Here is a 16,728-nt window from a genome sequence, read left to right as displayed (position 1 = left end):
TCAATCCTGCGCAGTGAAGGTCAGGTTGAGCGTGCGGTTGAACACTGACTCGAAGCCCCGGTACGGCAGCGGCTGGGCATTGAGCACGGCGGCCTCGATCGAGCGCTTGCCGGCCTCGTCATAGGGGCAGTTCGCACCGACCTTGGCCTGCAGCACCTGTCCACCCGGGATCTGGGTGATGGTCACCTGGCACTTCTGTCCCAGCGGCACGCTGTCCGGGCGGGTCCAGGTGTCGCGCACCTTGGCCTGGATCGCCGCAGCGTACTTGGCGGTCAGATCATCGCTGCTGCCACCCCCACCGGCGGCCGGCCGGGAGGCACCACTGGCACCGGCAGCCGCACTGCCGGCCGCGTTGCGCGCGGCGGCGACCTGGCGCAGCTTCTGCTCGGCCAGCTTGGCTTCCTTCTCGGCCTGCTCGCGGCGGGCACGGATCTCGGCGATCTTCTTCTGCTTCTCGGCCTCGGCCTTGTCAGCGGCCACGCGCTCCTGCTCGGCCTGCTTCTTCTTCTCGTCCGCTTCCTGCTGCTTGGCCAGGCGCAGCTTCTGCTCCGCTTCTTCCTGGCGCTTGCGTTCGGTCAGGTCGATCTGCTCCTGGCGGCGCTTGGCTTCCTGTTCCTGCTTGGCCTTCTCCTGCGAGATGGCCAGCGCACTCACCGCTTCCTGGTCCTTGGTGTCCGGCTGCGCGACACGCTCCTGCGCCTGTTGCTGCTGCGGCGTGGGGGCGTCCTGCGGGCGCGGCTCGGGAATCGGCTGCGGCGGCGGGATGGTGTCTTCGGGCACCGGAATCGGCTCGACCACCGGCGGCGGCAGGTCTTCCAGCTTTTCCGACTGGCGCAGGGCCTGGCGCGCGGCGGACGCCTCGGACGCCGACAGCGCCAGGCTAGCCTCGACCGACGGGTCGCCGGCGGCAGCATCGGTGTTGCGCTCAGGCGACCAGAACCAGGCCACGATGAACACCAGCGCGACCAGCAGGTGCACCAGCAACGCCAGCGCCAGGGGCAGGCCCCAGCCGGGTTCGCGCTGATGCGGAGGTGGCAGGGCGTCAGCGTGCATCGGTGGCCAGGCCTACCTTGTCTACCTTGGCGCGCTTGATCACATCCATCGCGGCGATGACCTGTTCATAGGCCACGGCGCGGTCGGCGGCAACGATCACGCGCACGCCCTTGTCCTGGGCGGCAATGCCGGCCAGGCGGCCTTCCAGTTCCTCGGCCGACACGGCGGTCGGTTCCTTGGCGTCGGGCAGCTTCAGGCTGAGCTGGCCGTCCTGGCGCACCGAGACGATCACCGGGTCCTGCTTGCTCTCCAGCGCCTTGGCGTTGGACTGCGGCAGGTCGACGTCGAAGCTCAGGGTGAGCAGCGGTGCGGTGACCATGAAGATGATCAGCAGCACCAGCATGACGTCGATATAGGGAACGACGTTGATTTCCGATTTCAGCTTGCGGCGCTTGCGGCGACCGATGGCAGCGGACATGGCTTGGACTCCCGGGTCAGGCGCTTACTCGTCGCCAGCGCTCTGGCGCTGCAGGATGGAGCTGAACTCTTCGGCGAAGGTCTCGAACCGCACCGACATGCGCTCTACGCGGGTGGTGAAGCGGTTGTAGGCCCACACCGCCGGGATCGCCACGAACAGGCCGATGGCAGTGGCGAACAGTGCCTCGGAGATGCCCGGCGCGACGGCGGCGATACCAGCCTGCGCACCGCTGCTGATCATGTCGTGCATGGTCACCATGATGCCGAACACGGTACCGACCAGGCCCACGTACGGCGCGGTCGAACCGATGTTGGCCAGCAGCTCCAGGTTGCGCTCGAGCTGGTCCACTTCGCGGGTGTAGGTGGTGCGCATCGCGCGCTGGGCACCTTCCAGCTGGGCACGACCGTCCAGGCGTCGCTTGTCGCGCAGGCGGGTGTACTCGCGGAAGCCGGCTTCGAAGATGGCTTCCAGGCCGCCGACATTGCGGCTGCGGTCGGTGGCCGAGCTGTACAGCTTGCCCAGGTCGGCGCCGGACCAGAAGCGGTTTTCGAACTCGTCGGCTTCGCGGGTGGCCTGCTTGAACACGCGGGCCTTGCGGAAAATGATCACCCAGCTGACGAACGAGCCGATCAGCAGCAGCAGCACGATGATCTTCACCGGCAAGCTGGCCTTGGCCATCAGTTCGAGGTAGTTGATGCCGCCGCCGGTGGTGGCCTGGGCAAGGGTCTGGGTCGCGGCGTTGCTGACATCGGCCGGCAGTGCCTCGGTGACCGTGGCCTGCAGGGCCAGGAGCGTTGCGATCATCCGTTGTTCCTCAGTGTTCGGATTCGGGGTGGAGGTGGGGTTGCAGCACGGCAAGGACGGCCTCGTCCATGCCACGCGGGCGGAAACTGGCCGCTTCCAGTGCGGCGATGCGGACCTGCGCCGACAGCAGCAGCTCGCCGTCGCGCAGGATCTGCTGGTCGAAGACCATGCTGGCCTTCTTCAGCTGGACCAGGCGGGCACTCACCTGCAGGGTGTCATCCAGCCGTGCCGGCTTGATGAAATCCATCTGCATCGAGCGCACCGCGAAGACCATCCCGTGCTCGGCGCGCATGCGCTCCTGACCGTAGCCCAACGCGCGCATCCATTCGGTCCGGGCCCGTTCCATGAAGGCCACGTAGCGGGCGTGGTAGACCACGCCACCTGCGTCGGTATCTTCCCAGTAAATGCGTGTCGGCCAACTGAATCGGGGCTCAACCGACATCGGGAACCTCCGCGAACAGGTCCTGCGGCGGGTTCTTCGGCTTCAGGCCCATGTGCCGGTAGGCCTTGTGGGTGGCCATGCGGCCACGCGCGGTGCGCACCAGGAAGCCCTGCTGGATCAGGTACGGCTCGACCACGTCTTCCAGCGTGCCACGCTCTTCAGACAGCGCCGCCGCCAGCGATTCGATGCCGACCGGGCCGCCATCGAAGTAGTCGACCATGGTCTTGAGCAGGCGCCGGTCAAGCTCGTCAAAGCCCTCCGGGTCGACCTTCAGCATCTTCATCGCAGCCTGGGCCACGGCCTCGTCGATGTGGCCGCCGGCCTTCACCTGCGCATAGTCGCGCACGCGGCGCAGCAGACGGTTGGCGATACGCGGGGTGCCACGCGCACGGCGCGCGATCTCCCCTGCCCCGTCGGCGGTGCAGTCGATGGCCAGGATCGAGGCCGAGCGGCGCACGATGCGGGTCAGCTCTTCGACACTGTAGAACTCCAGGCGCTGGACGATGCCGAAGCGGTCGCGCAGCGGCGCGGTCAGCAGGCCGGCCCGGGTGGTGGCACCGATCAGGGTGAACGGCGGCAGGTCGATCTTGATCGAGCGCGCGGCGGGGCCTTCGCCGATCATGATGTCGATCTGGAAATCTTCCATCGCCGGGTACAGCACTTCCTCCACCACCGGCGACAGGCGATGGATCTCGTCGATGAACAGCACATCGTGCGGCTGCAGGTTGGTCAGCAGCGCGGCGAGGTCGCCGGCCTTTTCAATCACCGGGCCGGAGGTGACCCGCAGTGCCACGCCCAGTTCGTTGGCGATCACATGGCTCAGGGTGGTCTTGCCCAGGCCCGGTGGCCCGAAGATCAGCACGTGGTCCAGCGCGTCACCCCGACCCTTGGCCGCCTGGATGTAGATCTCCATCTGCTCGCGCACCGGCACCTGGCCGAGGTAGTCGGCAAGGCGCTTGGGGCGGATGCTGGCGTCGGCGGCGTCATCCTCGCGGGTGGCGCCGGCACCGATGATGCGGTCGTCGGTCATGTGCTGATTATGCGGCAAAAGTACGGGTTTCGGCCGGGCTGCGCCCGGCACCCGCAAAGGCAACGGCAACATCCAAAGCAACAGCCGAAGCGGGCTTCCTGGGGAATGGCGGGGTGGGTCCGGTTGCGGGGACGCCGTAAACCCGTCCATGGGGGCTCAGCCGCGCCATCCATGGCGCGGATGCCCCGCAACCGGACCCACCCCGCCTTCGACAGAGTCCTGCGATCTGTCGGAATGACATGGGCTGCTCTTGGTAGGTGTCGACCTTGGTCGACACGGTAGATCCAGGCGTGGAGGAAACTGGAGAGCAGAGTAGGCCAAGCTTCAAGCGCGCGGCGCCTCCGCAAGTGGAGCCCCCTTGTTGTTCAAGGGGGCGCGCCGACAGGCGCGGGGATAAGGTGGGATGCGCGGAACGCCGGCGCCCAAGGCGCCTGCGTTTCAAGGGGGCGCGCCGACAGGCGCGGGGATAAGGTGGAATGCGCGCGGGGCCCACGATTTGCACCGCAAATCGTGGGACGTAGCGCAGGTGGAGATTAAATCTCCACCTGCGCGCCGAGTTCGACCAGGCGGTTACCCGGAATCCGGAAGAAGCCCGTAGCCGGTGCGGCGTTCCTGTGCATCAGCGCGAACAGCTTGTCGCGCCAGATCGGCATGCCGCGGTTGGCGGTGGCGACGATGGTCTCGCGGCTGGCGAAGAAGGTAGTGTCCATCGGGTCGAAGTAGATGCCGCCGTGGTCGCACGAGCGCATCAGCGCCAGCGGCACGTCCGGGGTCTCCATGAAACCGAAGCGCACGTAGACGCGGTAGAACTCGTCGCCCACCGATTCGATCTTCAGTCGCTGCCCTTCCATCGCATACGGGATCGGCAGGGTTTCCACGTGCAGGAACACGTTGCGCTCGTGCAGCACCTTGTTGTGCTTGAGGTTGTGCATCAGCGCGTGCGGGGCCACGGTCGGGTCGGCGGTGAGGAACACCGCGGTGCCCGGCACGCGTACCGGTGGTGCCAGCATCAGGCCCGGCAGGAAGGTATCCAGGCGGATGCCGTCCTTGCGGATCTCATCGCGCAGCAGCTCGCGGCCACGGCGCCAGGTGCGCATCATGGTGAACAGGAAGATGCCCAGCACCACCGGGAACCAGGCGCCCTGCAGCAGCTTGGCGCCGTTGGCGATGACGAAGCCGAGGTCGATGATGAAGAACACCACGCACAATGGCAGGATCCAGTTGCGGGCCTTCGGCCACAGCGTGCGCGCCACCAGTGCCAGCAGCAGGGTGTCGATCAGCATGGTGGCCGACACCGAGATGCCATAGGCCACCGCCAGGTTGGACGAGCTGCGGAAGGCCAGCACCAGGCCGATCACCATCACCGCGATGCCCCAGTTGATACCCGGGATGTAGATCTGGCCGATGGTGTCGTGCGAGGTGTGCTTGATGCGCATGCGCGGGATGTAGCCCAGCTGCATGGCCTGGCGCGATACCGAGAACGCGCCGGTGATGACCGACTGCGAGGCAATCACCGCGGCCATGGTGGCCAGGATGATCATCGGATACAGCGCCCACGACGGCACCGCTTCGAAGAACGGATTTTTCACCGCCTCGGGGTGGTTGAGCACCAGCGCGCCCTGCCCCAGGTAGTTCAGCACCAGGCACGGCAGCACGAAGAAGTACCAGGCGTGGCGGATCGGCTTGGCACCGAAGTGGCCCATGTCGGCGTACAGCGCCTCACCGCCGGTCACTGCCAGCACCACCGCGCCGAGGATGAAGATGCTGTGCCAGCCATGCTCCATGAAGAAGCGGATCGCCCACCACGGGTTGAACGCCTTCAGCACTTCCGGTGCATCGACGATGTTGTAGATGCCGATCGCCGCCAGCGAAATGAACCAGATCGAGGTGATCGGCCCGAACAGCTTGCCGATCTTCGCGGTACCGAAGCGCTGTACCGCGAACACCGCCAGCAGTACCACCACGGTGATCGGAACGATGAAGGCGTGCAGTCCTGGCGCGGCAACCTCCAGGCCTTCCACCGCACCCAGCACCGATATCGCTGGGGTGATCACGCCATCGCCGAAGAACAGCGAGGCACCGAAGATGCCGAGGATGCCGACCACATAGGCCGAGCGCGACCCGTTGCGCAGCGTGCGCTGGGTCAGCGCCATCAGCGCCATGATGCCGCCCTCGCCGTCGTTGTCGGCGCGCATGATGATGGTCACATACTTCAGCGTGACCACAATGTTCAGCGCCCAGAACGCCAGCGACAGCACGCCCAGCACGGTATCGTGGTCACTGTTGAGCCCGTAGTGCGGCGAGAACGCCTCCTTCAGGGTGTACAGCGGGCTGGTACCGATATCGCCGAAGACCACGCCGATCGCACCGATGATCAGCGCCAGGCCTCCGGCTGGAGGGGCGTGACCATGACCGCCTGGGGCGGCCGCGTGCGGGGTTTGACTGCTGGACATGGGACTCCTGGCGAGGCTCAGGCGGTGGGTTGGGGGAAAGGAAGGCGGGTCAGCGCAGCGCCGACTGCAGCGCCTTGCGGATCACGGTGGCCACTTCGTCACCTTCGTTGAAGGCATCGCGGGCCATGCGCGCCGCTTCGGCCGGCTTGTAGCCCAGCTGCTGCAGGGCCACGGTGGCATCGGACAGCGGATCGGCCGGGGCCGGACCACTGCCGGTCGGCAGTGCGCCACCGGCACCGAACTGGGCAGCGCGGTCGCGCAACTCCAGCACCATGCGCTCGGCGGTTTTCTTGCCGATGCCCGGAATGCGGGTCAGCGCGGTGATGTCACCGGCCTGGACCATGCGCGCGAATTCCTCGACGGTGACGCCGGACAGCACGGCCAGCGCGATCTTCGCGCCGATGCCACTGACCTTCTGCACGTCGCGGAACAGGCGCCGCTCACCTTCGCGCAGGAAGCCGTACAGCGAGACGCTGTCTTCCTTCTGCGAGTAATGGGTGTACAGGGTGACCTCGCGGCCGAGCTCGGGCAGGTCGTAGAAGGTGCTCATCGGCGCCTCCAGCTCGTAACCTACTCCGTTCACGTCCACCACCAGCCACGGCGGCGCCTTGTAGGCGACGATGCCGCGCAGTCGACCGATCATTGCGTGCAGCTCCTCATTTGCGGCCCCACGCCTGGCGGGCACTGAGCCCCAGGCGGTTGGCCGTCGCCCTTACGTGGGCATGGGTGATCGCCACTGCCAACGCGTCGGCCGCGTCGGCCTGCAGCTTGGTTTTCAGGTTGAGCATGAGCCCGACCATGTGTTGAACCTGTTGCTTTTCGGCGCCACCGCGCCCGACCACCGCCAACTTGATCTCGCTGGCGGCGTATTCGTGCACCGGCAGATCGCGCAGCACCACCGCCGAGATCGCCGCGCCGCGGGCCTGGCCCAGCTTCAGCGCCGAATCGGGGTTGCGGGCCATGAACACGCGTTCGATGGCCACTTCCTGCGGCTGGTACTCGCGGCACAGGTCAGCCAGGCCCAGCACCAGCAGCTTCATGCGCTGCGGGAAATCGTCGGCGCCGAGCAGCACCAGCGGCTGGTGGTGCACGTGGCTGACGCGGCCGGTGGCGTCGACATCGATGATGCCGACCCCGGTCCGCTGCGAACCGGGGTCGATGCCGAGGATGCGGGTCATGCTGCACTCCTGGCGGGGCGGAACGGGAGGCGCTGGCAGGCGTATGGGCTCATGACTGTCCGCGGTGACCGTTCAACGGCCCGCGCCCAGGCCGTCGAAGACGGCTCAGGCGTAGGCGTCGGCGCCGAGTTCGGCGTTGGAGTACACGTCCTGCACGTCGTCCAGGTCTTCAAGCATGTCCAGCAGCTTCTTGACCTGCAGGGCAACCTCGCCCTCGACCTTGATGTCGTTGTCCGCGCGGAAGGTGATTTCGGCGTGGTCGGCGGCATGGCCAGCGGCGGCCATCGCATCCTTGACCGCGTTGAACGCGTCAGGGCTGGTGACCACGTCGATCGAGCCGTCGTCCGGGTAGACCACGATGTCATCGGCGCCGGCGTCGATGGCCGCTTCGGTGATGGCTTCCTCATCGGCGCCCGGGGCGAAGCTGAGCACGCCCAGGCGCTTGAACATGAAGGCCACCGAGCCTTCGGTGCCCATGTTGCCGCCGCACTTGCTGAACGCATGGCGGACATCGGCCACCGTGCGCACGCGGTTGTCGGTGAGGCAGTCGACGATCACGGCCACGCCACCCGGGGCATAGCCCTCGTAGCGGATTTCCTCGTAATCGACGCCTTCCAGTTCACCGGTAGCCTTCTTGATGGCGCGCTCGATCACGTCCTTGGACATGTTCACGGCCAGGCCCTTGTCCACGGCCACACGCAGGCGCGGATTGTTGTTGGGGTCGCCTCCACCGCCGCGCGCGGCAACGCCGATCTCGCGGATGATCTTGGTGAAAATCTTGCCGCGCTTCGCGTCGGACGCGTTCTTGCGGGCTTCGATGGAGGGGCCTCTACCCATGGGTGCTACCGTCTGGCTGCTTCAGGATCAAGGCGCGGATTCTACCTGATCGGGGGCGGCAACCGTGTCTAGGGCCGAAGGGATATCGGGAAGGCGCCATCCACGCATGGCGTGGAACTACTGCCGCCGGGCATGGCCCGGCGCTACCGAGAGTGCATCGCCCTGCCCGGCGAACCGCCTTACGCGGCGGCGGCGTCGCGGCTGTGGTCGAACTGGCCGTGGCGCAGGAAATGCGCGGTCTGCCGCGCAGCATCGGGCGATACCACCAGGCCGCTGTGGCTGGTACGCACCACGCAATGGTCGGCCAGGCCCGGCAGGCGTGTCTCGGCCAGGGCCACGGTACCGTCGGAGGCATCGTCGATGGCGCCCAGCAGGCTGCCCAGCCCGTGCGGCACCGAACCGGCAATCAGGCCAACCTCGGCCCTGCCCTGCCAGTCCGGCAGGCCATCCAGCAGCAGATCGCTGCTGCGCCCCAACGCCAGGCCCCAGCCGTGCTCGGACAGCGAACGCGCAGTGCCACTGCCGCGCAGCGGCGAGCCCAGGCAGACCACGCGCTGCACATCCAGCTGCGGCTGGCGGCGCAAGGCCTCCAACGCCAGCAATCCCCCCAGGCTGTGGCCGACCAGCGACAACGGGCCGGCATCGGCCAGCCGCTCCAGCAGCTGCGGCACGGCCACGTCGGGGCCACCGAACACCGAGGAGTAACCGAACGCGTGCACCTGGAAACCACGCGCGCGCAGGCGCCAGGCCAGCGGCCCGACCCAGGCACGGGCATTCCAGATGCCATGCAGCAGCAATACGGGGGGAGTCATGCAAACAGCCTGGCGGTCAGCGGGGCGGAAACGTACGGTGATTGAACACGCGCGCGCAGCAAGCGGCGGTGAACGTCAGATCGCGCGCGGTGCGCGGCGCAGGATGAACTCGAGGTCCTGGGTGTCACCGACCGGGAACAGGTACTCGCCCGCCTTCTCGAATCCATAGCGGGCGTAGAAACGCTGTGCGCCGAAGTTCTCCGACCACACGCCCAGCCACAGCGTGCGCGGGCCTTCGTGTTCCAGCCAGGCCAGCGCAGTTTCCAGCAGGCGGCTGCCCCAGCCGCAGCTCTGCTGCGTCTTGATCAGGTACAGGCGCTTGAGTTCGCCGTCACCGGGCTTCACGTCCGGGTGCGGCAGGCCACAGGGGCCGGCGGCGGCATGGCCGACCGCCTCCCCGTCCAGCTCCAACAGCCACACCGCGTAATCGGGGTGGGCCAGGATCACGCGCTGGCGCTCGACCGTGTAGGCCTCCTCGAGGAAGGCCTGCAGGTCCTGCGGCGGATACAGATGGCCGAAGGTTTCGGTGAACGTGCGGGCAGCCAGCGCCGACAGGGTCGGCGCGTCGTCCACGGTGGCGCGGCGGATCGAATACATGCAGGAAGTTGACGTCAGGGCGAAGCGCGGGTCAAGCCTTTTCAGGCGATTCCGCTTCTTCTTCCTCGTCCTCTTCCTCGTATTCCTCTTCGTCCTCGTCCTCTTCTTCGCCTTCCTCGTCCTCGTCGTACTCTTCCTCTTCGTCGTCCTCGTAATCCTCGACGCCGAAGTCTTCACCGTCCCAACGGCCTTCGCCGTCGGCGACGAAGGTCAGGGCCATCGCCGCCGGGTTGGTTCCGACGCGAACCAGCCAACCACCGAACACGCGCGCACGCTCGGTGACCAGATTGGCCTCGGCGCCTTCATTGCCCAGCTTTTCCCACTCCAGCGAAAACGCAAACTCGGTCATTGCCTGGATCTCCTGATCAGTTGGTCTTGGGGCGAACCTGGATGTGCACTTCGGCCAGCTGCGTGTCGACGATCGGCGACGGCGCATCGGTCATCAGATCCTGCGCACCGGTGGTCTTCGGGAACGGGATGACGTCGCGGATCGACTCGGTGCCGGCCATCAGCGCGGCGATGCGGTCGATGCCGAAGGCGATGCCACCGTGCGGCGGCGCGCCGTAGTTCAGCGCGTCGAGCAGGAAGCCGAACTTGGCGCGGGCTTCTTCGGCGCCGATGCCGAGCAGCTCGAACACCGCGCTCTGCATGTCCGGACGGTGGATACGGATGGAACCACCGCCGATCTCATTGCCGTTGAGCACCATGTCGTAGCCGCGCGAAACGGCGGTACGGGCATTGGCGCGCAGGTCGGCGATGTCGTCCACGGCCGGTGCGGTGAAGGGGTGATGCAGGGCGACATAGCGCTGTTCTTCCTCGTCCCACTCGAACATCGGGAAGTCGGTGACCCACAGCGGTGCCCAGCCGTCGGCAACCAGGCCGAAGTCCTTGCCGGCCTTCAGGCGCAGCGCGCCCATGAAGTCGGAGACCTTGTTGTAGCCACCGGCGCCGAAGAACACGATGTCGCCGTTACCGGCGCCGACATGGGCGACCAGCGCGGCGAAGGATTCCTCGCTGAAGAACTTCTGGATCGGCGAGCTGACTTCGCCGTTGTCGGCAATCTTGATGTAGGCCAGGCCCTTGGCGCCGTACTTGGCGGCGTGCGCGGCGTACTCGTCGATCTGCTTGCGGCTCAGCGCTGCACCGCCCGGGATGCGCAGCGCGGCGACGCGGCCTTCGGCATCATTGGCCGGGCCGGTGAACACGGCAAATTCACTGTCCTTGACCAGCTCGGCCACGTCCACCAGTTCCAGCGCGATGCGCAGGTCTGGCTTGTCCGAGCCGTAGCGACGCATCGCCTCGGCCCAGGTCATGCGCGGGAAGCTGGCATCCAGCTGGACGTCGACCACTTCCTTGAAGATGGCGCGGATCATGTCCTCGACAAAATCCTGCACGTCGCGCTCGCGGACGAAGGCGAATTCCATGTCCAGCTGGGTGAATTCCAGCTGGCGGTCGGCACGCAGGGCCTCGTCGCGGAAGCAGCGCGCGATCTGGTAATAGCGGTCGAAGCCGGCCACCATCAGGATCTGCTTGAACAGCTGCGGGCTCTGCGGCAGGGCGTAGAACTCGCCCGGGTGCATGCGCGCCGGCACCAGGAAGTCGCGCGCGCCTTCCGGGGTGGCCTTGGTCAGGATCGGGGTCTCGATGTCCTGGAAGCCCTTTTCGTCCAGATGGCGGCGCAGGGCCTGCACCAGCTTGATGCGGGTGCGCTGCATGCGCTGCATTTCCGGGCGGCGCAGGTCCAGGTAGCGGTACTTCAGGCGGGTTTCCTCGCCCGGATTCTCGTGGGCGTGGAACGGCAGCGGCGCGGCCTTGTTCAGCACGGTGATGGCGGTGGCGATCACTTCCACCTTGCCGGTGCGCATCTTGTCGTTCACCGCGTGGCGGGCACGCACGACGCCTTCCACCTGCAGCACGTCCTCGTAGCCCAGCGACGCGGCCACGGCGAACACGTCGGCGTTGTCGACTTCCACGGTCACCTGCACGATGCCTTCATGATCCCGGAGATCGATGAAGCAGACGCCGCCCTGGTTACGGGCCACGTCGGTCCAGCCGGCGAGGGTGACAGTCTGGCCAATCAGGGTCTCATCGACCAGGCCGCAGAAGTGGGTACGCATGGGGGAAGCTCCGCTGGAGAACGCCGGCACCGGATGGGGGCCGGAAAGCCTCGTATTCTGCGGCCGAGGCCCCGGCCGGGGCAAATCCGGCCAGTCACACCGGCTTGATCGCCCCCATCCCTATAGTCGGGCACCTGCCACCGTATGGGATGCCGCCATGAAACCGCTGTCCCTGGCCAGCCTGGCCGTAACCCTCAGCCTGGGTGCCGCGGGCACCCTTGCCCTGCCCGCCCCTTCCGCGCATGCGCAGAGCGGCGTGGTCCGCTGCGAAAGCCAGAACAACCGCGAACGGGTCTGCAACACCGGCTGGCGCAATGCGCAGCTGGTGCGCCAGCTGTCCGGCTCGGACTGCGATGAAGGACGCACCTGGGGCAGCCGAAACGGCAGCATCTGGGTCACCAACGGTTGCCGCGCGGAATTCGTCGAGGCCCGCGGTGGCTGGGGCGGCGGCAATGGCGGTGGCTGGGGCGGCAACAACGGCCGCCCCGGCGAGACCATCCGCTGCGAGAGCCAGAACAACCGCGAGCGCAGCTGCCCGGTCGGCTGGCGCAATGCCCGCCTGGTCCGCCAGCTGTCCGGCAGCCCCTGCAACGAAGGGCGTACATGGGGCGTGCGCAATGGCGCGATCTGGGTCAGTGGCGGTTGCCGCGCCGAATTCGCCGAGGCCCGCGGCTGGGGCGGCGGCGGTGGCGGTTGGGGCGGCGGCAACAGCAATTACTCGGTTACCTGCAGCAGCAACAACAACCGCTCGCAGACCTGCGACTGGGACGAGCGCCAGGGTCGGCCAGTGCTGCAGCAGCAACTGTCCGGCAGCGCCTGCCAGGAGGGCCGCAGCTGGGGCTACTCACGTGGCCAGGTGTGGGTGAGCAACGGCTGCCGCGCGCGTTTCGGTACGCGGTAAGTACACGGTCGGATCCCTGGCCGACGGCCAGGGCTCTGACCCCGGTCCGGTATCCCGCATCCACGCATGGCGTGGATCTACGGAGGGTCTTTCTGGGGTCGGGGCCCTCCGCAGGAGGGATCCGACCCTGGGATCACGGGGCGGACGCTTTGTCGTCGCCCCACGGTGCAGGCGGCAGGGCAACCGGCTTGCTCAGGTCGAACTGCACGCGGAAGCGGCGGCCCTCCGGGCGGGTCAGCTCGTAGACGAAGGTCTGGTCGGGATCAATCTCCATCGCCCAGGTGTTGTGCGTAGAGGCCAGCATGTCGGCGCGGCGGAACATCGCCACCGAATCAGCATCGGCGGGGAACTGCTGGCGCTCGGCGGTGCCCGGCGGCGTGCTGTCGCCGCCGTAGAGGGTGATTGCATCGGCGCTGCCATCCTGATGGCGATGATCGTGCTTCAGGCGCAGGCCGTTTTCGGTGCGGGTCAGCACCCACGTGCGCGAGTGATCATCGCCGACATGGAACGGGATGCGCAGCTCGTGCGCCGGATCGGCACAGCCGCGCACATGCATGACCAGACGCTGGCCGGCGAACGGATCCTTGCCGGTCGGTGCCGGCGTATCCTCCACCACCCGGCCCTCATAGGCCTGGCCGCAATGCGCGGCGATGGCGGCCATGAAGGCATCGGCCGGTGCGGTCGCCAGATCATGGGCAACCGTGTCGGAGCGCTGCGAACACGCAGCAAGGCTGAGCAGGAGGGCGGAAGCGGTGACAACGGCAGGCAGTTTCATGCCCCAACCCTAACGGCCATGGCCGAAGTGCGCAAACCGCACGCGCAGCATCCGCTCAGCGATCGACTGCAGATGCCGCCGGCAGGGTTTCGGTGGCCGCCACCGGCGCAGCTTCGCCTTCACCCGCAGGCTCCTGCTCGACCGGATCGACATCGAACGGCGTGCGGAACACCAGCGACGGCAGCAGCGTGGTCAGCGCCGCATACAGCAACAGCGCACCGAACAACACCGCCGGGATCTGGAAGCGCTCGCGCATGATCGCCGCCAACACCAGGGTGAAGATGAGGGTCGGGGCCAGCGCCAGCGAGACCCGCAGGCTGCTGCGGAAGCTCTCGCCAAACATCACCCGGCGCTGCAGCCATACCACGCCGATGCGCAGCGGCAGCACCACCAGGGTGATCACGATGCCCAGCCCCAGCGCCTCGAAGCTGAGTGCTTCGCTGGGCACCTTGGTGCCGGCGTTGAAGAAGTAGAACGGCACGAAGAACGAGGCGAACAGGCGCAGCGCGTGCAGGTTCTCGTGCGAAGCCAGCAGCGGCATGCGCTGATGCAGCAGGCGGGCGACCAGACCGGCGATGAACGCACCGACCAGGTAGTACACGCCCAGCAGATAGGTAATGTAGGCCGCGACCATGCCCACCATCACCAGCAGCGAGAACTCCGAGCCCGGCGCATGCGGCGCCACCCAGCGGCCCAGCGCGATGAACAGCAGCGGCAGGCCGACCATCATCGCCAGCAGGGCCAGGCTGGACAGCGCCATGTGCCCCGGATCACCTGCCTGCAGCACGATGAACAACGCCGCCAGCGCCAGCAGTTCGCCAGCGATGGCCTTGCTGGTCACCCAGAACCGCTCGTCCTCGCTCAGGCCCAGCCGCGACAGCGAATCCATGATGAAGCCGGTGGACGGCGTCAGCAGCGCAAGCGCCAGCAGGCCAGCCGCCTGCCACGGCAGCCCCGCGTAGCGCCAGGCCAGCCAGCCCACACCGAACAGCGTGCCGGTACGGATCACCAGATGCGCCAGCAGCGGCCACATGCCACGGCGCAGTGCCTGCAGATCCACTTCCAGGCCGGCGAACAGGAACAGCGAGGAAATGCCCAGCGTGGCCAGCAGACCGATCACCGCGTCGTGCGCCTGGTCGCCCAGCCAGAGCATGCCGATGATGCCGAACAGCAGGCAGGTCAGCGGTGCGGGCAGGCTGAAACGCTGCAGCGCGCGCGGGATCACCAGCAGCGCGAAGATCAGCAGCAGGTAGATCAACTCATGGCTCATCGGGGGTCTTCCGTGGGGTTCGAACGCGCGCAGGATGCGCGCGCCGAACCGATCCGGCAAGCCATTTTCGAATGACCCCGGTTACCTCATCCGATCATCGCATCGGCCAGCGCCCCCGCCCGTGCAAGCACCGCTGCGCGCTGGTCGTCATCGACCGACGCGCCCTGCAGATAGGCGGTGACCACCCACGCTGCACCGCCCGCATGCGGCCACAGCACGGCGATGTCGTTGCGCGTGTCATCACCGTTGCTGCCGGTCTTGTCCCCCACCCGCCAGCGCTTTCCCAGCCCGGCGCGCAGGCAGGCATCGCCGGTCTGGTTGTCGATGAGCCAATCGGCGAACTGCTGGCGCGATGCCGGCTGCAGGCCATTGCCCACCGCGAAGCGGGCCAGGCTGGTGGCCATCGCGGCCGGGCTGGTGGTATCGCGCGGGTCTCCCTTCGCGAACAGATTCACGTCCGGCTCGTTGCGGTCATTGCGGGTAACGCTGTCGCCCTGCCCGCGCAGGAATGCCGTCAGCGCCGACGGCCCGCCCACCACCTCCAGCAGCAGGTTGGCCGCCGTGTTGTCGCTGGTGGTCAGCGTGCCCCGGCACAGATCGCGCACCGTCAGGTCCTTGCCCACATGGCGGCGCGCCACCGGGGCGTAGGACTGCAGATCCTTCCCGGCGATGGGCACACGGGTGTCGAGCGAAACGCGGCCTGCATCGGCAAGGCTCAGCACATGGGCAACCAGCATCGACTTGAACGTGCTGCACATCGGGAAGCGCTCGTCCTGCCGATGCCCGCCGATGCGGCGGCCATTACCGGTGTTCAGCACGGTGACGCCCAGGCGGCCACCGCTGGCTTTTTCCAGCGCGGCGAAATCGGCGGCGCCAGCAATGGCGGCGTTCGCGGCGGGTGTGCCGGACGAAGGGGCAGCCGCCCGCGCCAGCGCAGGGGCAAGCAGCGAGGAAGCAACGGCAGCACCACTGAACTGCAGGAATCGGCGACGGGCGAGCATACGGGGTTCTCCTGGGGGACCGCTCGATTATTGAAGCCTCGATCGGGGGCGACCAGCGCAAAAATACAACGGGAGGCATGAATTCAATTAATGCCTAGCGCATTCAACCCCTTAATTCTCCGAAATCCATGGTTCAAGCGTTAGGATCAGCCATCACTCCAGCTCACGACTGCGCAATGTTGCACCCTACCCTGCCACTGAACGCCCTGCGCGCCTTCGAGGCGGCCGCGCGCCACCAGAACTTCACCCGTGCCGCGCTGGAGCTGTGTGTCAGCCAGGCCGCTCTGAGCCACCAGATCCGTGGGCTGGAAGACCGCCTCGGCATCCGCCTGTTCCATCGCCTGCCGCGCGGCGTGGCGCTCACCGACGAGGGCGCGGCGCTGTACCCGGTGCTCAACGAATCGTTCGAGCGCATCTCGGCCAGCATCGCGCGCTACACCGGTGGCCCGGCCCGTGAAGTACTGACGCTGGGCGTGGTCGGCACCTTCGCCACCGGCTGGCTGCTGCCACGGCTGGCTGCGTTCGAGGCCGCGCACCCGGACATCGAGCTGCGACTGCAGACCCACAACAACCGCATTGATCTGGCCGGCGAGGGCCTGGACCTGGCGATCCGCTTCGGTGATGGCGACTGGCAGGGCCAGGCCTGCACAGCGATCCTCGACGCGCCGTTTGCACCGCTGTGCGCACCGGCATTGGCGCGGCGGCTCAAACAGCCACGCGACCTGGGCACCCTGCCCCTGCTGCGCTCCTACCGCAGCGACGAATGGCCGCGCTGGCTGCAGGCGGCAGGAGTGAGTGGCGTGGAAGCCCGCGGGCCGGTGTTTGATTCGTCGTTGACGGTGGCGATGGCCGCAGTGGGTGGTGCCGGCGTGGCGCTGCTGCCGCTGCGCATGTTCGAGCAGGAACTGGCCGAGGGTCGCCTGCTGCAGCCGTTCAGCACCGCGCTGGAGCTGGGGCGCTACTGGCTGACGCGACTGCGCTCGCGTGCCGAGCGTGAGCCGGCGAAGCGGTTCCGCGAATGGCTGCAGGCACAGGGATGA

General features: G+C 67.3%; 18 protein-coding genes. 2 read left to right on the top strand and 16 right to left on the bottom strand.

The features are described 5' to 3' along the window. From tolA to aspS, 13 genes are all read right to left on the bottom strand, one after another. Positions 1–1,053: a cell envelope integrity protein TolA gene (gene tolA / locus V3B46_RS12120; RefSeq protein WP_329891979.1), complete on the bottom strand. Its 1,053-nt coding sequence runs from the start codon at positions 1,051–1,053 to the stop codon at positions 1–3. Next, positions 1,043–1,471, bottom strand: a complete 429-nt coding sequence (gene tolR / locus V3B46_RS12115) for a protein TolR (RefSeq protein WP_100473681.1) — start codon at positions 1,469–1,471, stop codon at positions 1,043–1,045. The genes tolA and tolR overlap by 11 nt, the downstream gene beginning before the upstream one ends. Positions 1,472–1,495: 24 nt before the next feature. Further along, positions 1,496–2,275 (bottom strand): protein TolQ, encoded by a 780-nt coding sequence (tolQ, locus tag V3B46_RS12110; RefSeq protein ID WP_154353219.1) that lies wholly within the window; start codon positions 2,273–2,275, stop codon positions 1,496–1,498. A 10-nt stretch (positions 2,276–2,285) separates the two neighbouring features. Further along, entirely contained in the window at positions 2,286–2,717 is a 432-nt protein-coding gene (gene ybgC / locus V3B46_RS12105; RefSeq protein ID WP_071229045.1) for a tol-pal system-associated acyl-CoA thioesterase, read from the bottom strand. Next, positions 2,707–3,747, bottom strand: coding sequence for a Holliday junction branch migration DNA helicase RuvB (ruvB, locus tag V3B46_RS12100; protein WP_154353220.1), 1,041 nt, complete (start codon positions 3,745–3,747; stop codon positions 2,707–2,709). Before ruvB ends, ybgC begins: the two co-directional genes overlap by 11 nt. Positions 3,748–4,280: 533 nt before the next feature. Next, positions 4,281–6,200 carry a potassium transporter Kup gene (locus V3B46_RS12095; protein WP_154353221.1) on the bottom strand — a complete coding sequence of 640 codons (1,920 nt, stop codon included), beginning with the start codon at positions 6,198–6,200 and terminating at the stop codon, positions 4,281–4,283. A gap of 49 nt (positions 6,201–6,249) precedes the next feature. Beyond that, positions 6,250–6,843 (bottom strand): Holliday junction branch migration protein RuvA, encoded by a 594-nt coding sequence (gene ruvA / locus V3B46_RS12090; RefSeq protein WP_005410756.1) that lies wholly within the window; start codon positions 6,841–6,843, stop codon positions 6,250–6,252. A gap of 13 nt (positions 6,844–6,856) precedes the next feature. Further along, positions 6,857–7,378: a crossover junction endodeoxyribonuclease RuvC gene (gene ruvC / locus V3B46_RS12085; RefSeq protein ID WP_032128530.1), complete on the bottom strand. Its 522-nt coding sequence runs from the start codon at positions 7,376–7,378 to the stop codon at positions 6,857–6,859. A 105-nt stretch (positions 7,379–7,483) separates the two neighbouring features. Continuing rightward, a complete protein-coding gene (locus tag V3B46_RS12080; protein WP_154353222.1) occupies positions 7,484–8,215 on the bottom strand; it encodes a YebC/PmpR family DNA-binding transcriptional regulator in 732 nt (243 codons plus the stop codon). A 179-nt stretch (positions 8,216–8,394) separates the two neighbouring features. Then, positions 8,395–9,027, bottom strand: a complete 633-nt coding sequence (locus V3B46_RS12075) for an esterase/lipase family protein (RefSeq protein WP_032128532.1) — start codon at positions 9,025–9,027, stop codon at positions 8,395–8,397. Positions 9,028–9,102: 75 nt separating this feature from the next. Continuing rightward, positions 9,103–9,624 (bottom strand): GNAT family N-acetyltransferase, encoded by a 522-nt coding sequence (locus V3B46_RS12070; RefSeq protein ID WP_154353223.1) that lies wholly within the window; start codon positions 9,622–9,624, stop codon positions 9,103–9,105. Between the two features lie 31 nt (positions 9,625–9,655). Continuing rightward, the gene (locus V3B46_RS12065; RefSeq protein ID WP_154353224.1) at positions 9,656–9,973 is read right to left on the bottom strand and encodes a DNA primase; all 318 of its coding nucleotides are present in this window, start codon (positions 9,971–9,973) and stop codon (positions 9,656–9,658) included. A 16-nt stretch (positions 9,974–9,989) separates the two neighbouring features. Beyond that, a complete protein-coding gene (gene aspS, locus V3B46_RS12060) occupies positions 9,990–11,741 on the bottom strand; it encodes an aspartate--tRNA ligase (RefSeq protein WP_106468917.1) in 1,752 nt (583 codons plus the stop codon). Between the two features lie 157 nt (positions 11,742–11,898). Between aspS and V3B46_RS12055 the strand changes: the two genes are divergently transcribed. Next, the gene (locus V3B46_RS12055; protein ID WP_154353225.1) at positions 11,899–12,642 is read left to right on the top strand and encodes a DUF3011 domain-containing protein; all 744 of its coding nucleotides are present in this window, start codon (positions 11,899–11,901) and stop codon (positions 12,640–12,642) included. Between the two features lie 133 nt (positions 12,643–12,775). On the opposite strand, the gene V3B46_RS12050 is transcribed toward V3B46_RS12055, so the two are convergent. The 3 genes from V3B46_RS12050 to blaL2 all read right to left on the bottom strand — a co-directional run bounded on the left by V3B46_RS12050 (position 12,776) and on the right by blaL2 (position 15,688). Then, entirely contained in the window at positions 12,776–13,417 is a 642-nt protein-coding gene (locus V3B46_RS12050) for a hypothetical protein (protein WP_329891978.1), read from the bottom strand. Positions 13,418–13,472: 55 nt separating this feature from the next. Next, positions 13,473–14,687: a cation:proton antiporter gene (locus V3B46_RS12045; protein ID WP_032128538.1), complete on the bottom strand. Its 1,215-nt coding sequence runs from the start codon at positions 14,685–14,687 to the stop codon at positions 13,473–13,475. A gap of 86 nt (positions 14,688–14,773) precedes the next feature. Further along, positions 14,774–15,688, bottom strand: coding sequence for a L2 family extended-spectrum class A beta-lactamase (blaL2, locus tag V3B46_RS12040; protein WP_329891977.1), 915 nt, complete (start codon positions 15,686–15,688; stop codon positions 14,774–14,776). A 176-nt stretch (positions 15,689–15,864) separates the two neighbouring features. On the opposite strand from blaL2, the gene ampR reads away from it, so the two are divergent. Beyond that, positions 15,865–16,728, top strand: a complete 864-nt coding sequence (gene ampR, locus V3B46_RS12035) for a LysR family transcriptional regulator AmpR (RefSeq protein ID WP_329891976.1) — start codon at positions 15,865–15,867, stop codon at positions 16,726–16,728.

This window comes from Stenotrophomonas sp. SMYL11 (genome assembly GCF_036320005.1).
In the GTDB taxonomy this organism is placed as follows: domain Bacteria; phylum Pseudomonadota; class Gammaproteobacteria; order Xanthomonadales; family Xanthomonadaceae; genus Stenotrophomonas; species Stenotrophomonas maltophilia_A.
This window is presented reverse-complemented; position numbering and strand designations above follow the sequence as displayed.

Excerpts from the sequence above, each read along its gene's own strand:
- tolA (WP_329891979.1), bottom strand. The coding sequence starts at position 1,053 with ATGCACGCTGACGCCCTGCCACCTCCGCATCAGCGCGAACCCGGCTGG.
- tolR (WP_100473681.1), bottom strand. The coding sequence starts at position 1,471 with ATGTCCGCTGCCATCGGTCGCCGCAAGCGCCGCAAGCTGAAATCGGAA.
- tolQ (WP_154353219.1), bottom strand. The coding sequence starts at position 2,275 with ATGATCGCAACGCTCCTGGCCCTGCAGGCCACGGTCACCGAGGCACTG.
- ybgC (WP_071229045.1), bottom strand. The coding sequence starts at position 2,717 with ATGTCGGTTGAGCCCCGATTCAGTTGGCCGACACGCATTTACTGGGAA.
- ruvB (WP_154353220.1), bottom strand. The coding sequence starts at position 3,747 with ATGACCGACGACCGCATCATCGGTGCCGGCGCCACCCGCGAGGATGAC.
- V3B46_RS12095 (WP_154353221.1), bottom strand. The coding sequence starts at position 6,200 with ATGTCCAGCAGTCAAACCCCGCACGCGGCCGCCCCAGGCGGTCATGGT.
- ruvA (WP_005410756.1), bottom strand. The coding sequence starts at position 6,843 with ATGATCGGTCGACTGCGCGGCATCGTCGCCTACAAGGCGCCGCCGTGG.
- ruvC (WP_032128530.1), bottom strand. The coding sequence starts at position 7,378 with ATGACCCGCATCCTCGGCATCGACCCCGGTTCGCAGCGGACCGGGGTC.
- V3B46_RS12080 (WP_154353222.1), bottom strand. The coding sequence starts at position 8,215 with ATGGGTAGAGGCCCCTCCATCGAAGCCCGCAAGAACGCGTCCGACGCG.
- V3B46_RS12075 (WP_032128532.1), bottom strand. The coding sequence starts at position 9,027 with ATGACTCCCCCCGTATTGCTGCTGCATGGCATCTGGAATGCCCGTGCC.
- V3B46_RS12070 (WP_154353223.1), bottom strand. The coding sequence starts at position 9,624 with ATGTATTCGATCCGCCGCGCCACCGTGGACGACGCGCCGACCCTGTCG.
- V3B46_RS12065 (WP_154353224.1), bottom strand. The coding sequence starts at position 9,973 with ATGACCGAGTTTGCGTTTTCGCTGGAGTGGGAAAAGCTGGGCAATGAA.
- aspS (WP_106468917.1), bottom strand. The coding sequence starts at position 11,741 with ATGCGTACCCACTTCTGCGGCCTGGTCGATGAGACCCTGATTGGCCAG.
- V3B46_RS12055 (WP_154353225.1), top strand. The coding sequence starts at position 11,899 with ATGAAACCGCTGTCCCTGGCCAGCCTGGCCGTAACCCTCAGCCTGGGT.
- V3B46_RS12050 (WP_329891978.1), bottom strand. The coding sequence starts at position 13,417 with ATGAAACTGCCTGCCGTTGTCACCGCTTCCGCCCTCCTGCTCAGCCTT.
- V3B46_RS12045 (WP_032128538.1), bottom strand. The coding sequence starts at position 14,687 with ATGAGCCATGAGTTGATCTACCTGCTGCTGATCTTCGCGCTGCTGGTG.
- blaL2 (WP_329891977.1), bottom strand. The coding sequence starts at position 15,688 with ATGCTCGCCCGTCGCCGATTCCTGCAGTTCAGTGGTGCTGCCGTTGCT.
- ampR (WP_329891976.1), top strand. The coding sequence starts at position 15,865 with ATGTTGCACCCTACCCTGCCACTGAACGCCCTGCGCGCCTTCGAGGCG.